Source organism: Bacteroidota bacterium, assembly GCA_016720935.1.
In the GTDB taxonomy this organism is placed as follows: Bacteria; Bacteroidota; Bacteroidia; order AKYH767-A; family 2013-40CM-41-45; genus JADKJP01.
In genome coordinates, this window is sequence record JADKJP010000006.1 from 81,930 (window position 1) to 97,182 (window position 15,253).

15 protein-coding genes and 1 riboswitch are annotated in these 15,253 nt (G+C 41.7%); all 15 genes read left to right on the forward strand.

All coding sequences use genetic code 11. The features are described 5' to 3' along the window. Positions 1 to 81: 81 nt before the first annotated feature. The 15 genes from IPP86_08650 (at position 82) to IPP86_08720 (ending at position 14,903) form a co-directional block, all read left to right on the forward strand. Positions 82 to 1,347, forward strand: a complete 1,266-nt coding sequence (locus tag IPP86_08650) for an O-antigen ligase family protein (GenBank protein ID MBL0138583.1) — start codon at positions 82 to 84, stop codon at positions 1,345 to 1,347. Beyond that, positions 1,344 to 2,471, forward strand: coding sequence for a glycosyltransferase (locus IPP86_08655; protein MBL0138584.1), 1,128 nt, complete (start codon positions 1,344 to 1,346; stop codon positions 2,469 to 2,471). The genes IPP86_08650 and IPP86_08655 overlap by 4 nt, the downstream gene beginning before the upstream one ends. After that, a complete protein-coding gene (locus IPP86_08660) occupies positions 2,455 to 3,465 on the forward strand; it encodes a glycosyltransferase (GenBank protein ID MBL0138585.1) in 1,011 nt (336 codons plus the stop codon). Before IPP86_08655 ends, IPP86_08660 begins: the two co-directional genes overlap by 17 nt. A 123-nt stretch (positions 3,466 to 3,588) precedes the next feature. Beyond that, the gene (locus IPP86_08665) at positions 3,589 to 5,193 is read left to right on the forward strand and encodes an alginate lyase family protein (protein ID MBL0138586.1); all 1,605 of its coding nucleotides are present in this window, start codon (positions 3,589 to 3,591) and stop codon (positions 5,191 to 5,193) included. 65 nt (positions 5,194 to 5,258) lie between these two features. Then, positions 5,259 to 6,479 carry a glycosyltransferase family 4 protein gene (locus IPP86_08670; protein ID MBL0138587.1) on the forward strand — a complete coding sequence of 407 codons (1,221 nt, stop codon included), beginning with the start codon at positions 5,259 to 5,261 and terminating at the stop codon, positions 6,477 to 6,479. Between the two features lie 137 nt (positions 6,480 to 6,616). Beyond that, positions 6,617 to 7,663 (forward strand): nucleoid-associated protein, encoded by a 1,047-nt coding sequence (locus IPP86_08675; GenBank protein ID MBL0138588.1) that lies wholly within the window; start codon positions 6,617 to 6,619, stop codon positions 7,661 to 7,663. 86 nt (positions 7,664 to 7,749) lie between these two features. Continuing rightward, the gene (gene cyoE, locus IPP86_08680) at positions 7,750 to 8,652 is read left to right on the forward strand and encodes a protoheme IX farnesyltransferase (protein ID MBL0138589.1); all 903 of its coding nucleotides are present in this window, start codon (positions 7,750 to 7,752) and stop codon (positions 8,650 to 8,652) included. 2 nt (positions 8,653 to 8,654) lie between these two features. After that, entirely contained in the window at positions 8,655 to 9,308 is a 654-nt protein-coding gene (locus IPP86_08685) for a cytochrome c oxidase subunit 3 (GenBank protein MBL0138590.1), read from the forward strand. A 62-nt stretch (positions 9,309 to 9,370) separates the two neighbouring features. Then, positions 9,371 to 10,186, forward strand: coding sequence for a cytochrome c oxidase subunit 3 (locus IPP86_08690; protein ID MBL0138591.1), 816 nt, complete (start codon positions 9,371 to 9,373; stop codon positions 10,184 to 10,186). Between the two features lie 29 nt (positions 10,187 to 10,215). Next, positions 10,216 to 10,554: a cytochrome C oxidase subunit IV family protein gene (locus IPP86_08695; protein ID MBL0138592.1), complete on the forward strand. Its 339-nt coding sequence runs from the start codon at positions 10,216 to 10,218 to the stop codon at positions 10,552 to 10,554. Between the two features lie 14 nt (positions 10,555 to 10,568). Then, the gene (locus tag IPP86_08700) at positions 10,569 to 11,228 is read left to right on the forward strand and encodes an SCO family protein (protein ID MBL0138593.1); all 660 of its coding nucleotides are present in this window, start codon (positions 10,569 to 10,571) and stop codon (positions 11,226 to 11,228) included. Positions 11,229 to 11,317: 89 nt separating this feature from the next. Next, positions 11,318 to 11,851: a DUF420 domain-containing protein gene (locus IPP86_08705; GenBank protein MBL0138594.1), complete on the forward strand. Its 534-nt coding sequence runs from the start codon at positions 11,318 to 11,320 to the stop codon at positions 11,849 to 11,851. A 2-nt stretch (positions 11,852 to 11,853) separates the two neighbouring features. Next, positions 11,854 to 12,081, forward strand: coding sequence for a hypothetical protein (locus IPP86_08710; GenBank protein ID MBL0138595.1), 228 nt, complete (start codon positions 11,854 to 11,856; stop codon positions 12,079 to 12,081). Positions 12,082 to 12,214: 133 nt separating this feature from the next. Then, positions 12,215 to 13,276, forward strand: coding sequence for a rhodanese-related sulfurtransferase (locus IPP86_08715; protein MBL0138596.1), 1,062 nt, complete (start codon positions 12,215 to 12,217; stop codon positions 13,274 to 13,276). Positions 13,277 to 13,298: 22 nt separating this feature from the next. Next, positions 13,299 to 14,903, forward strand: coding sequence for a T9SS type A sorting domain-containing protein (locus tag IPP86_08720; GenBank protein ID MBL0138597.1), 1,605 nt, complete (start codon positions 13,299 to 13,301; stop codon positions 14,901 to 14,903). A 133-nt stretch (positions 14,904 to 15,036) separates the two neighbouring features. After that, positions 15,037 to 15,212, forward strand: a riboswitch (SAM riboswitch). Positions 15,213 to 15,253 lie beyond the last annotated feature (41 nt).

Sequence of the window (15,253 nt, forward strand, 5' to 3'; positions counted from 1 at the left end):
TGCTTAAGCCTGTTCCAATAGTTTCCTGTTTTTCATGACGCCAAATCAGGGTGGAATTCATAAATTCGCCTTGTGATTGAAATGGCGCTCGTACAACCTCGTTTTGAAATCAGATCCTCTTTGTTTGACAGGATTTTGATTTTCTTGCTTGTGTTCAGTATTTATTTTGAGGCCAACCTGCCCTACGTTGGTACCGCGAGTACACCCTTCATGATCTTTGGGTTTACCTTCTTATACATCGGACTTACACGACTCAAAACACTTCTTCGTTTATTCTCGAGCAAGTATTTTATTGCTTCCATCGTCTTTGCCGTCATTTGTATTTTCATGGAAACAATGCATCCTTTTGCTTCCTATGATTTTATTTTCCGCTATCTGAACATGACGCTTGGGATATTTTGTATCGCTGTTCTGTGTCGGGACAAAACGGCATTCGATATCGCCTTGTTTACATTTATTCTTGCCAGTGCATTTCAATCATTCATTCTTATTTTCGGAACTGTCCCTATGTTACGTAGCTTTTCAGCGGAAGGATTTTACGATGCTTCCCGTGCACGCATCCAGGCATTTGAAACTTTCTTCCTTCGTGGTAACCTGAATGATATCTCATATTTCTCGTCCATTGGCGCATTGATTGGGTTGATCTGGATGTATTATGAAAAAGTTCGGTGGAAGAGAACTGTACTTGCGATTCTCACTGTTCCTTCTATTCTTGGCGTTTTTCTTCCGGCTTCACGCACCGGAGCCATTATCTTTTTTGTTTCCATTTTGATTTTTGTTTACAAATCAAAAATTAATCTTCGAGCTTGGGTTCTGCCTTCAATCATTCTCCTGATTTTTCTTTTTGTAGCAGTCCCTGATGTGGTTTGGGTTCGACTCGGATCAATTCTTCGATTTGCTGAATTACAGGAAACGGATTCCCGAACAAAAGTTTATACTGCGGTACTTAACAATATTGATCAATATGCGCTCACAGGAATCGGGGCGGGAAATTATTGGCATGGATGGGCTGTGGCTGCAGGAATTACCAATCGTTTTACTACCGATGTTGCCATGGCGGCACACAATGCCTTTTTTCAATTGTGGATTTATTGGGGCTTACCTGGATTGATTTCCTTCCTCTTGCTGATTTATTTATTTTGGACTGCACTTGACCGTAATATTTCAGGTGACAGAAGAAAATCATGTCTGTATATTTTTATGGCAATGATTCCGATGATTTTTCTGTTTTATCATTCATTTTATCATAAATCATTCTCCATTGGTCTCGGCATGTTGCTGGGTTCCCGATTCTGGGATTTTTTTAATCTTGAACAAAACCGAATCGAAGGGGAGGAGCTGAATTGAATAACCTCACCCATCTTGCAATTGTTATCGGTAGTCTCCGTATGGGTGGCGCTGAAAAAGCAGCTGTTCACCTTGCGAATGAATTTGCTTCAAGGGGAATTCGTGTCGATTTGGTACTGGTAAATGCAGATGGGGAATTCATGAGCAGTCTTGACCCTGCAGTTCGGGTGGTCGATTTACAGGCGGGGAAAACAAGAAACGCTGGAAAGCCGTTTTATAATTATCTCAGGAAAGAAAATCCTCAGGTTATAATTGCTATTCAGTCGCATGTTCAGCTCATGGTGCTGATGACAAGACACCGCTACAGGATGAAAATTCCTGTGATACTGAATGAGCAAAGTTTATTTTCGGCAAATGTCCCTGCACAAGGATTGAAAAATTTCATATTTCGATTATTAATCAAAAAGTATTTTCCCATGGCCGATGCGGTTGCGGCGGTTTCAACTGCAAGTGCATTGGATTTCACGAATTGTTTTCCTGAATTAAAGGGGAGAGTTGATATTATTTACAATCCGGTTTTATCTAAAGTAGTTCCGGTAACAAAATTTCAGATTCCTGATCATCCTTTTCTTCATGATAAAACTATCAGTGTAATAATGTCAGCAGGCAGATTGGTTCCAAGCAAAGATTTCCCGACATTATTACGAGCATTTGCGGTGATGAATAAAGCTCATAATGCACGACTCATCATTCTCGGAGAAGGTGGGGAGAGGGGTAATTTAATTGCCCTTTCCGCTGAATTGGGTATAAAAGATTTTGTTAGTTTGCCCGGGTTCATTTCAAATCCAATGTCATGGATGAACTATGCCTCAGTTTTCGTGCTGAGCTCCGAATATGAAGGTCTTCCGTTTGTACTGGTTGAAGCAATGGCAGCAGGCTGTCAGGTCGTGAGTACGGATTGCCCTGGAGGTTCATCCGAAATTCTCGGCGACGGTAAGTACGGAGCACTTGTACCGGTCCATGATCACATTAGTCTGGCAGCAGCAATATCGGAAGCCATAAAACATCCGATAGATGCGCAACAAATCAGGAGACGATCTGAAGAATTCACTGCTCCTAAAGTAGTATCAAATTATCTTGAACTCATCAGTAAGTTAATCAACAGGAATGAGCAAAGGCCGTAAAAAAATTCTGCTGATCGGTCCAATGCCGGTTCCCCCGGGCGGTGTTTCTACACACCTTTCACGTTTGTTATTACTTTCAAAAGATGTAAAGGATCTTCAAATTTCGGTACTCGATATCCGAAAGAGAAGATGGTATGGCATGCATGGTGAAAGCGGAAACTGGTTCAGGATTTTTTTCGAGTTTTTGACAGCTCATTGCATCCATATTCACATCAGCAAGCCGGTAAAAGCAACCCTTGGCCGTATTGTAAAAATTTTAGGCAAAAAACTTTTTTATACGCAGCACAACCTGAGAGATCTTAAAAAGCAATCCACATTGCGTATTATGAGGTATGCGGATAAAATAATATTTGTTCAACAAGCACCGGAATTACCTGAATTTATTCAGAAAAAATCAATTGTCATACCGGCTTATCTTCCTTCACTACAGGAGCATCCGGTTCCTGAATGGTTCGAGAAGGAAATACAGAATCATCCGAATGTGCTTTTGTCTCTGGCTTTTCATGAACCTGACAGGCCCACACTTTTTGAAGGAAAAGATTTGTACGGCTTTGACCAGATTATCGAAACGATAATTTCCATTCATCAAAAAAAATCACTACGGGATTGGATGATCATGTTAATAGATCCGAATGGTACAATGGCCTCTATCTATGCTAAAAAAATGGCAGACATCGAAGAGCAGACCGGAATCCGCATGATTTTTTTTGGAAAACCATTTGATGTTTTGTCGGTCATGCCGCATTGTAAGATGTATCTGCGTTCGACCTGGTCGGATGGTGACGCGCTTTCACTTCGCGAAGCCCTGGCTTCCGGAATTCCGGCGGTAGCAAGCGACTGTGTTGAAAGGCCCGCCGGGACCATTGTTTACAAAACCGGCGATGCGGAAGATATGAAAGAAAAAGTGCTGGCAGTAATGGAAAACCCTTACCGCATCACCTTCCAACAGCCTGATTTTTCTCTAAATCTTTTCGACCTATATCGCAGTGTTTGAGATTTTTGCGTTTTTTTTATTATAAATTAACCAGACACTTTCCCGTTTTCATCTGGAGTCCTAAAAGGACACACCCAAAGTTGCTATATTCGTAGAGAACAGGGATCAATCAATTCGGATTCAATGAAACTTCTCAGGCTGTTGCGTACCGCGCGTCATGTGCATCCCGACCAGATTCGGTTGAAGATGATGTATGCCTTGAGAAAAGCGAAGGCGGAACGAGGTAAATTGCAATTATCAGATCCGGGAACACTTTCTATTTCTCCCATCAAGCTTAAAAAATATCTGTCCTTACAACCATCTTGTCATGGCGGAACTTTTAATTTCCTGAATCACAGTATTGCTTTTAGCATTGATCCCGATTGGAATTTTAAAGACTATGGTGCCTTGTGGACCATTCGTCTGAACTCATTTGAATATCTGTATCATCCTGAAACAACTCAGAAGGAAGGAAATTTTTTGATGAGCAGTTTTGCACGTAAAGCGGAGAGCAATCAGTTGCTCTATGATAGTTATTGCGTTTCGCAACGGATCATGAATTGGACCAGCTTCCTGTCTCGCTACGAATCGAATGATCTTGAAATCCTTTCCTTCCTCTGGAAACAAGCCTATTATCTATCCGTCAATCCGGAATATTATTTAAAGAATAATCACCTCCTTGACAATGGTTTTGCATTGTTGCGTGCAGGATTGTTTTTTGGCGAAGAAAGATTTTTTCTGGCCGGACAGAGCATTCTGATCAACGAACTCAATAAGCAACTATTGAATGATGGGGCGCACATCGAGCTGAGTCCGATGTATCATTGCTCTGTACTATGGAGGTTGCTGGAAAGTATTGATGCCATGCAAATGGTTAAACAAGATTATTCACCACTCAATTTTTTACTTCGTGATGCCGCGTCTAAGATGTTTGGCTGGCTCGAAGCAATCGTTTTTGCAAACGGGGAATTGCCATCCATTAATGACAGTGCCATTGACGGAGCACCGGGCCTGGCTGCTCTCGCTGATTATGCACATGTGCTCGGTATCAAATGTCAGCACTCTACTTTAGGGATGTCCGGCTTGCGTAAATTTAAAAACCGCCATTTTGAGCTGCTTGTTGATGTGAATGGTTTCACCCAGGCATCAGCACCCGGACATGCACATGCAGATGCTTTGCATTTTATATTGCATGTTTTTGGTTCAGCTTTTATTGTGGATACCGGTGTATCTGTTTATGAAAAAGGACCTGTACGTTCTTATGAGCGTTCAACTGCGGCGCACAATACAGTAGAGATTGGAGGGAAAAATCAAAGTGAAATTTACGGAAACTTTAGAGTGGGCCGCAGAGCAAGGATTGTGCACCTGCAGGAAAAAGGACACATGATTGAAGCCACACACGATGGATACAAGTCCAGCGGAGCAATGCATACCCGGAAGTTTGAGTTTCATGATAATGAGATTGTCATAACCGACCATATTCGTCAGGAGGGTACTTCAAATGGAATTGCGTTTTTGCATGTTGATAAAAAATGCGGCCTGCGCCTTGAGAATGGTCGACTATTTTCTAAGTTTGTTCAGGTCAGTTTTGAGGGAGCTGACCATGTCGAATGTAGCGATTCCTGGTATTCTCCTGCATTTGGTATCCAACTGCCTGCGTATAAAGTGAAAATCCCATTTTCAAAAGGCCTGGTTACGAGGATCTCAATAGGAGGTACTGAAGACAAGGAGCAAAAATCCGGTCAATAATCGGAAGTTTTTAAAAACTGATTGAAAAGGAATTAACACAAAGGCATGCAAACAATTTGTTTCTGATGAAAGTAATCAATGTAATTACCCCACATTTTCCACCGGAAGTCACAGCCGCGTCACATCGTCTGGAGGCATTGGTTGGAACGTTGGGATCAGAATACAAAGTTCACGTATTTACTTTAACAGAGATAGGAGAGAAGGCCAATGAAAAGGAAGTTCAGCTCACTGATAATATTACTATTCATTATACAAATCTGCCGGCATACACCAAGTCTTTGTTTTTTATCCGTGCTGTTTATGAATGTATTTATTCCTTTCGGATTGCTTTCAAAGCCGCACGTAAACGCGCTGATTTAACTTTTGCCACAACACCATATATGTTCTTAATTCCTGCTGTGATCCTTGCCGGATCAAAAAGCAGGAAGATCATGGATGTTCGTGACCTCGTATGGTGTTATCTTCCGGAAAGGAATTTTATTCAGCGCAGTGTGAAGAAACTGTTTACAGGAATGGTCCGTTATTTTCTGGGAAAATATGATTTCATAACTGTAACGAATACCTCTGAAGAACAATGGGTGCTGAATGAAACTGATATTTCCAGTGAACGGATAAAGATTATCAGCAATGGAATCAGTGAAGATAAATTCAAACGCTTATCTACAATCAAATACTCCCAACCGGAAAATCCTTTTGTGATTACCTATATTGGCAATATCGGGAATGGACAAGATCTGAACCCGATTCTCGAAGCAGTCAAAGGGATATCCGATATCAAATTGAACCTGATCGGAGATGGTATCGAACTCGAAGATTTCAAAAAGAAAGTCAAAACTGAAAACCTTCGCAATGTCCGCCTTCATGGTAAACTGAAATGGAACCGATTGCTTCCTTTTTATCAAACATCCACCATCCTGTTCGCCCGACTCGGGAAAAATTATCAAAGCGCGATACCTTCAAAATTGTTTGAATACCTGAGTACCGGACTTCCGGTAATCTTCAGCGGAAGCGGTGAAGCGGCAAAACTGCTTCGTCAGTTTGAGAACACATTTGTGCTTGAATCAGAAGATCCTGCAGCGCTGCGACAATTGATTCTGCAAATCAAAACACTTCCGCTTACCCGCTCTTTCGATAACATTCTCAAAACAGAAGAGCTCTTTATCCGTGAACGAATCAATCAAAACCTGCTTCCTGTCATTGCTCAACTGCTCAATGTAGAAGAGTTCATTTCTTCCGTTCCTGAAAAAGTCCACGAGGATTTTTCACTCCTCGAAGAATTGAATTGATGTTTTTCTTCAATTTCTAGTGTCATTCTGCAATCTGCAATCTACAATCTACAATCTACAATCCACAATCTGCAATCTACAATCTACAATCCAAAATCTACAATCCACAATCCACAATCCTTCCTCTTCACTAAAAAATGCTCGACTATTCAACCTGCTCTCTCAACAAAGTCGCTGTTCACCAGGTCGGAAATAAAACGAATGACGAGGAGCTCGTTTTATCAAAAGCACTGCTGGATATTTCTGATGAAAAATTGAATCAGCTGCTGATTAGTTTTTTCTTTCATTCATTTACTTCACCGGAATATTATTCATTTACATTCAGTAATGATGATTTCACGCTAAATCCCTTGTATACCTACGCGTCTTCGGTGTTTGAAAATCCGAAAGTTCTGCACAGGGAATCAATACATATAGCCAAACATCTTTTTGAGCAGTCCAACAATGCACAGATAAAGTCAGGTGATTTATTTGTCGCGTACATTTCAGAGGTTGTTGTTGAAGATGAAGTCACAGATGTAATTGGGATTTTTAAATCTGAATCAAAAAATACTTTCCTCCGTGTCGATAACAAACAAGGAGAGTTTCGGATCAAAGCGCAGGATGGAATCAATGTTGAAAAGCTTGACAAGGGTTGCCTGATTTTTAATACCCACAAGGACGACGGTTATAAAATTTGTATCATCGACAAAGCAAATAAAGCCGTGGAAGCTCAGTTTTGGAAAGAGCGGTTTCTTGTTTTAAAACCCTGTCAGGACAATTTTCATCAGACAAAACAGTTCATGGATATCGCGAAAAATTTTGTCGCGAAACAATTGCCTGAGGAGTTTGAAGTAGGAAAGACAGAACAAATTGATCTGCTGAACAGATCCGTGGAGTATTTTAAAACTCATGAATCATTCAGCAAAAAAGAATTTGAGAAAGAAGTTTTCCAGGAACCTGAACTGATCAAATCATTCCGTAATTACGACAAGTCCTACCGTGAAGAAAATACCATCGAACTCACGGATACATTTGAAATTTCTACCCAGGCTGTAAAAAAGCAAAGCAAGATTTTTAAGAGTGTTTTGAAGCTTGACAAAAACTTCCATATCTATATTCATGGCGACAAGGAATTGATAGAAAGGGGAGTGGAAAAGGATGGCAGGAAATACTATAAAATATATTACAAGGAAGAAGCCTGAAATTCCTCCAAATCGGCTGATTTTTCATTTGTCCTGTTCTGTATTAATTGGTAAACTTGCAGCCCGTTTCACCCGCGCCCTTCACAATGCAGGAAAAATCTTTGGCCCTAACCGAACAGGTGTCTCTTTCCGCTAAAATTCAGGATTACGTTCAGCTTACCAAGCTTCGCTTGTCAAGCCTGGTCGTTTTTTCAGCGGCTATGGGCTACGTCATCGCTACCAATGGCAATTTTGTCTGGTCGAATTTCCTGCTGCTGATGTTGGGAGGATTTTTAGTCACCGGAGCTTCCAATGCTTTCAATCAGATCATTGAAAAAGACCTGGATAAATTGATGACCCGTACAGAAAATCGTCCTCTTCCTACCGGTCGTATGTCTGTTACCGAAGCTCTTGTTGCGGCATTGTTCATGGGGATATCCGGTGTGCTGATTTTATGGTTGAAAATGAATGCCTTGTGCGGCATCTTAAGTTTGCTGTCACTCTTATTATATGCTGTGGTTTATACCCCGGCTAAACGAATTACTTCATTCTCTGTATTGATAGGAGCTATTCCGGGTGCTTTTCCTCCCTTACTCGGATGGATTGCTGCAAAGAATGAAATTGGTTTGGAAGGACTTGTACTCTATGCCATTCAGTTCATCTGGCAGTTTCCGCATTTTTGGGCAATTGCCTGGATGCTGCACGATGATTATCAAAAAGCCGGCTTTAAAATGCTTCCATCCGGTACCGGTCGTACAAAACACAGTGCTTTCCAAACTCTTGTCTATTCAATCTGCCTGGTGCCAATGGGATTTCTTCCCCATTTTTTTGGTTTTACCGGATGGATTTCCACGGTACTGATGATTGTGTGCGGCATCGTTTTTTCGATCCAGGCCTATCGTCTGTATGTCAGCTGTGAAATGAAGGCGGCACAAAAATTAATGTTCGGTTCATTCATCTATCTTCCTGTTGTTCAAATCATTTGGATGATAGATAAATTATTTCAATAAAAATGATTGCAGAACTAATTCCAAATGAGCGTACTCTCCTCGAGCGAAAAGCCAAACGCAGCTTGCTCTGGATTGGAGTGATCAGCATCCTGATGTTATTTGCCGGACTAACTTCCGGGTATATAGTCAGACAAGGAGAAGGAAAATGGGCTCAGTTTGATTTGCCAATGACCTTCGCGATCAGCACAGTAATTATTGTATTGAGTAGTATCCCGATGCAATGGGCCGTTATTTCCGCCGGAAAAGGAAATCAGAAAAATCTGGTTACTGCTCTCATTATCACAGCTTTGCTGGGCATCGCATTTGTGATCAGTCAATATGTTGCCTGGTCAGAATTGTTCAGTCAGGGTATTGCATTCTCAGGAAGAATAAAAGATATCAAAGGCAATTTCCAGTATGTACCTTCCGGCTCAGAATCCGTTACTGAAGCAGGCGATGCCGGAAATGTCGCGGGCTCCTTTTTATATGTCATTACCGGATTGCATGTGATGCATTTATTGGGAGGTTTGATTGCATTATTTATTGTATTTTCGCGCGCATTGCGGCAAAAATACACCGCCACAGATTTTAACGGAGTCAGAATGTGCGCAGTTTACTGGCATTTTCTCGGAGGTTTGTGGGTGTATTTATTTTTCTTTTTACTTTACGTCCGGTAATCAGAAACCCCCGCAACAAAACACGTATAAACACACCTAACACATAAACTGATTTTACGTTCATGGCAAACCATTCAGCAGTAGCATCACCTTCTTCCTCCAGTGTCTGGGGTGGAGGCACATCCCCTTTCGGTATGCGTTGGGGAAAGATGTTCATGTGGATCTTCCTGGTCTCGGATGCTTTTACTTTCTCAAGTTTAATCATCGCCTATGGCGCAATGCGTCATCGTTTTCCGGACATCTGGCCTAAGCCGGGTGATGTATTCACACACTTCCCATTCATTCACGGACATGTGCCATTGGCTTATGTAGGATTGATGACTTTTATCCTCATCATGTCCTCCGTGACAATGGTGCTAGCAGTGGATGCGGGTCATTCCATGAATCGCAAAACTGTTTTGCGTTGGCTTGGTCTCACCATCGTTGGTGGTTTTATGTTCCTTGGTTCACAAGCCTGGGAGTGGTATCACTTCATCGAAGGTTCTGAAAAAGGAGCTTATGTACTTGCTGACGGTCGCTTCGCCCGTACGGATGATCTGGAACCGGGAGTTTTGAAATTTCACGACGGAACAAAAGTTGAAGGCGCTGAAGCGGAAGCATTGGTTGCATCTGCTGTGAAAAATATTAAAGGTGCTAATCTTACTGAGAACGAGTATGGAAATACTCCTTTGTTCGGAAACTTCTTCTTCTTCATTACCGGATTTCACGGTTTCCACGTATTCTCCGGAGTGATGATCAACCTGATTGTTTTCATCCTTGTCTACCAGGGCGCTCTCGATCGTAAAAAGGATTATGAGCTGGTTGAAAAAGTCGGTTTGTACTGGCACTTCGTTGACCTTGTTTGGGTCTTCGTCTTCACATTCTTCTATCTCGTTTAATATTCCTCCATCCGAAAACATACATCATCATGTCTGATATTCACCACGAACATGTTTCGCACGCCGCTGAAGAAAAAGCGCATAGTGCATTGAATAAAAAACTCATCTGGCGCGTATTCTGGATACTCTTGTTTATTACGCTCTTTGAAGTGGGTATTTCTTTTACAGGAATTCCGCACACAGTTCTCATCTGGACCTTCGTTGCGCTTACTCTGGTGAAAGCTTATTATATTGTCGGGTTCTTTATGCACCTCAAATTCGAAGCGATTGCCGCGAAATACAGTCTCTTGCTTCCGTTTGTATTGATCGTGTACCTCATCTTCATCGCCTTGTATGAAGGTTCCGCATTGATGAATGTACCGTATTAATTTCCAAAATCTAAATGGCTAACTCGCCCTTCAAAAGGGTTTTAATTCCCCTTGCAATTCTGCTTTTCCCGGTCGTTTTGTGGCTGGTCATAACAAGAGGAACAAATCATTTTAAAAATCTCCCTGTTCTTGGTCCTGTTGAGATCAATGCACAGGGAGATTCTATTTTTCATACAATCGGCTCTTTCTCTTTTGTAAACCAGGAAGGGGTCGCCATCACGGATAAAGATCTTCAGGACAAAATTTTTGTGGCAAATTTTTTCTTCGCGACATGCAAGACTGTTTGTCCAAAAATGAACGAACAGTTTAAAAGGGTGCAGGAAAAATTCAAAGATGTCCCGCAGCTGAAGATGCTCTCTTTTACCGTTGACCCTGATCACGATTCTGTAGCTGTACTCTCTGAATATGCTCACAAGATGGGCGCTGATTCTTCCATGTGGTGGTTTCTGACCGGCAACAAAGATTCGATTTACGCTCTGGCCCGTGAGGGATTTCTGGTGCCTGCTGCTGCGGGAAAAACAGCGGATGATTTTTTTCATTCACAGGATCTAATTCTCGTTGACCAGAATAAACACATTCGCGGAATTTATGATGGTACCGAAATAAATGAAGTGGATACACTCATTGATGAAATAAAATTACTGCTCTACGATACCAAGTTTGAGGAAAAATAATAAACGGGTGCATAGACACTCCTTCTGATCAGCATTGTTCTCGCCGCTGATGCATTACAATCAACCCATCAAAAAATCAATCTTATCTTATGATTCCCGCGAATGAAAAATTGTATTTGAGGCTAATCTATATTGTTTCAATTGTAGTTTTTCTTGCTGTCGTAGTTCTTGGTAGAATGCCCAAAGCGGAGTTCATTCCTGAATGGGCAAAAGTGCTGCCTGCGTTGAATGCAACATTGAATGCAATTACCACCGTGCTGTTGCTCATCTCATTTTATTTTATCCGGAAGAAAAAAGTTGAAATTCACAAACGATTGAACCTTGTAGCCTGCGCTCTCTCAACCGTTTTTCTGCTTTCCTATGTTACCTTTCATGCATTCGGCGTGGAAACAACTTTCCCCAAAGACAATCCTGTCCGTCCATTCTATCTGATTTTGCTCTCCACACATATCTTATTGGCAGCAATTGTTTTACCATTGGTTTTAATATCTTTGTATCGCGGTTTGACAAATCAGGTTGGCTTGCACCGGAAAATAGTCCGTTGGTCCTTTCCAATCTGGTTGTATGTTACCACAACCGGTGTGATTGTTTACCTGATGATTTCACCCTATTACAAATTCTGAAAATGAAAAAGCTCCTTTTCCTTTCGTTGTTACTCACAATGCTTTTCATCAGCTCCGGCGCTTCTGCCCAGTGTTCCATGTGCCGCCGTGTGACTGAAACCAATGTACACAGCGGAGGCAATAAAGTTGGTAAAAAGCTTAATTCCGGAATTTTGTATTTATTGGCTGTTCCATACCTCATTGGTGCAGTGGGTGCCTTTTCCTGGTATAGAAACCGGAACAAATCCTGAACCCTTCAGGATTGCCTAAAAATCTGTATTTTAACAATTCTGGGAGTTCCTTCATCTTATCATAAGATATTGATATGTAATATTTTATAATCAATTTTTGTGATCAGCCTGCATTTTCTATCTTTGATGCTAAATGATATTGCATAATAAATACGACAAAGAAACCCTCACCAAAAAGCTCATGGCTGAGGATTTTAAGAGGAAAACAGTTTCCTTTTACAGATACGTACTAATTAGCGACGTGAATCAGTTCCGTGACAATCTGTATCTCCGGTTCCAGGAATTGGGCATCCTTGGTCGCGTGTATGTAGCCCATGAGGGTATCAACGCTCAAATTTCTGTTCCTGAATTTAATTGGGAGAAATTCCTCGCCCTTCTTGATTCCAGCCCTGAGTTGAAGAATGTCGATCTGAAAATCGCTATCGAAGATGATGGAAAATCATTCATCAAACTCATTGTCAGGATACGGACAAAGATTGTAGCCGATGGCTTGAATGACGGAGCCTTTGACGTTACCAATGTTGGTCGTCATTTAAACGCGAAGGAGTTCAACGAAGCCATGCAACAACCCGGAACCGTCGTTGTTGATTTGCGCAATCATTATGAAAGTGAAGTTGGCCATTTCAAAGGCGCGATATTACCACAAGCAGATACTTTCCGTCAGGAACTTCCAATGGTGCTGGATATGTTGCAGGACAAGAAGGATAGTAAGATCCTCCTTTACTGCACTGGGGGTGTCCGCTGTGAAAAAGCCAGCGCGTTTTTTAAACATCATGGTTTTAATGATGTCAACCAGTTGAATGGTGGAATCATTCACTATGCACGACAGGTAAAGGCGGAAGGTTTACAAACAGAATTTATCGGAAAGAATTTTGTTTTTGATCAACGATTAGGCGAACGCATCACCAACGATATCATCAGCAATTGTCATCAGTGCGGATCGCCAAGCGACCGTCATGTGAATTGCAAGAATGAAGAATGTCATCTCCTGTTCATCCAGTGCGAAGCTTGTGCTGAAAAAATGAATGGATGCTGTACTCCTGAATGCATGGAGATCGCTGCAATGCCAATTGAAGCAAGACGCATTCACCGCAAAGGAAAAGGAAAAGAAATTCACCGCAATGTTTACAAAAGCAGGTTGCGTCCTAATCTGCGCGAAATTCTTGAAAGACCACTTACTCATCAACAACAATAAACTCACCTCAAATCAATCTATCATGAACAAAACTTTACGTATTCTTCTTACAGGAGTACTCTTGGTACTGGGAACCCTTGGTACAAAGGCTCAGGTACTCTTCACCGAATCGTTTACTTCCGGAACTATGCCTGCAGGTTGGACAAATGACTCACTTGGTTCAACGCCTCAAAATGTATGGTTGTTCATCAATCAATACAATCGTGCTGTTACAGGTGCAGGCTTTGATACTCACTTCGCAATATTTGATAGCGATGAAGGCAGTGTAAATGACGACATCCCTGAATTGGCTAGTCTCACAACTCCTTCCATCGACATTTCCGGTGCTACAAGTGGATCATTGTATCTTGAAATGGATGAACAATACAAAGCACTTAGCGGTCCATTGTCTGACGGATCTTCCCGAAACATCGAGTATTCAACAGATGGTGGTACCAGCTGGACAGTACTGGTTTTTGATACAGTAGATTACGGTTTTCCAAATCCTGCTGTCCATTCTCAGTATGATTTATCACCTCTTATTGGAGTTGCATCAAATCTGTTGCTACGCTTCACATGGACCGGTACCTGGGACTGGTGGTGGGCAATTGATAATGTTCAGGTTATTAATTATCTTCCTTGTAACGCTCCTCCAAATGCAGGTACTACCGTTGCAGATTTGACTTCTGTTTGTTCCACAGACTCCATTCATTTGAGTTTATCAGGTGCTGATGTTGCTTCCGGCTTGACCTATCAATGGCAAAATTCTCCGGATGGAACCAGTTGGTCCGACATCCTGGGTGCAACCAATCCGACATTGACCACCGCGCAATCCGCCGCAACCTATTACCAATGTGTACTTACATGTAGCGGTCAACCTGCATCGTCTGTTCCTCTTCAGGTGGTGATGAATGCACCAACTTCATGTTATTGTACTCCGGCATTCAGCACAGGTTGTGATGCAATTGCAAAAGTTGCCATCAATACTTTGTATAACGAGAGTGGTGGTTGTAATGGAAATCCGAACAATTACATCAATTATCCTGATACAGGAACCGCCACTACTTCACTGGAGCAAGGCCTGACCTATACTTTCACCTTCGCATCCGGTCCGGGTTCAGGTTCACACGGGGCAGGTGTATGGTTTGATTTCGATCACAACGGCGACTTCCAGGGTCCAGGCGAATATTTCCATCTGGGCGATGCAATCATAGAATCTTCTCCTGACACCACTATTTCCATTCAGATCCCAATTGGAGCAAGTCTGGGAGCGACAAGAATGCGTGTTCATTACATGTTCAATACCATAGTTACTGTTACTTCCGATTGTGAAGATGGAGGTTATGGAGAAACTGAAGATTATACAGTTCACATCATTCTTCCTGTAGGAATCAATGAAGCGATTCTGAATACAGTTAGCGTTTATCCTTCTCCTGCAACAGATCAAATTCGTGTGAACCTTGGACAATTAAAAGGCTCATCCGTAATTTCAGTTGTGGATCTGATGGGTAAGACAGTGTTCCAAAATACTGTAGAGAACCAGGCAATCTCCCGTTTTGATTGCTCTTCACTTACCAATGGAATTTATTTTGTTCGCGTTGAAAATTCTTTGGGTTCAATCACCCGCAAAATTCTCGTAAGCAAATAATCTCTTTTTCATTTTAGATGACGAAAAGCCTCCGGAAACGGGGGCTTTTTCGTTTTTAGCTGAATTTTGAAGGAACCTGGAAACTTTGTATATTTGCAGCAGTTCTTTTACAAATGTCCGTTAAAAGCGGACCTGCTTATCCAGAAAGGTGGAGGGAATGCGCCCTGTGAAGCCTTGGCAACCCTTAATTAGAGTTCAAAGTTTAAGGTTCCATTTTCAATGTTGATTTATTCAGTATTGAAATTGAAAATTAAATGAACAGAAGAAGGTGCCAACTCGCTCTTCCGGAAACGGAAGAAAAGATAAGTCAGAGTGATCTTCGATATTTATACATGCTGTATAATGAAATC

Bases quoted from the DNA above. Each gene is read 5' to 3' on its own strand.
- IPP86_08695 (MBL0138592.1), top strand. From the start codon at position 10,216: ATGTCTGATATTCACCACGAACATGTTTCGCACGCCGCTGAAGAAAAA.
- IPP86_08705 (MBL0138594.1), top strand. From the start codon at position 11,318: ATGATTCCCGCGAATGAAAAATTGTATTTGAGGCTAATCTATATTGTT.
- IPP86_08675 (MBL0138588.1), top strand. From the start codon at position 6,617: ATGCTCGACTATTCAACCTGCTCTCTCAACAAAGTCGCTGTTCACCAG.
- IPP86_08720 (MBL0138597.1), top strand. From the start codon at position 13,299: ATGAACAAAACTTTACGTATTCTTCTTACAGGAGTACTCTTGGTACTG.
- IPP86_08665 (MBL0138586.1), top strand. From the start codon at position 3,589: ATGAAACTTCTCAGGCTGTTGCGTACCGCGCGTCATGTGCATCCCGAC.
- IPP86_08710 (MBL0138595.1), top strand. From the start codon at position 11,854: ATGAAAAAGCTCCTTTTCCTTTCGTTGTTACTCACAATGCTTTTCATC.
- IPP86_08715 (MBL0138596.1), top strand. From the start codon at position 12,215: ATGATATTGCATAATAAATACGACAAAGAAACCCTCACCAAAAAGCTC.
- IPP86_08660 (MBL0138585.1), top strand. From the start codon at position 2,455: ATGAGCAAAGGCCGTAAAAAAATTCTGCTGATCGGTCCAATGCCGGTT.
- IPP86_08690 (MBL0138591.1), top strand. From the start codon at position 9,371: ATGGCAAACCATTCAGCAGTAGCATCACCTTCTTCCTCCAGTGTCTGG.
- IPP86_08685 (MBL0138590.1), top strand. From the start codon at position 8,655: ATGATTGCAGAACTAATTCCAAATGAGCGTACTCTCCTCGAGCGAAAA.
- cyoE (MBL0138589.1), top strand. From the start codon at position 7,750: ATGCAGGAAAAATCTTTGGCCCTAACCGAACAGGTGTCTCTTTCCGCT.
- IPP86_08700 (MBL0138593.1), top strand. From the start codon at position 10,569: ATGGCTAACTCGCCCTTCAAAAGGGTTTTAATTCCCCTTGCAATTCTG.
- IPP86_08650 (MBL0138583.1), top strand. From the start codon at position 82: ATGGCGCTCGTACAACCTCGTTTTGAAATCAGATCCTCTTTGTTTGAC.
- IPP86_08670 (MBL0138587.1), top strand. From the start codon at position 5,259: ATGAAAGTAATCAATGTAATTACCCCACATTTTCCACCGGAAGTCACA.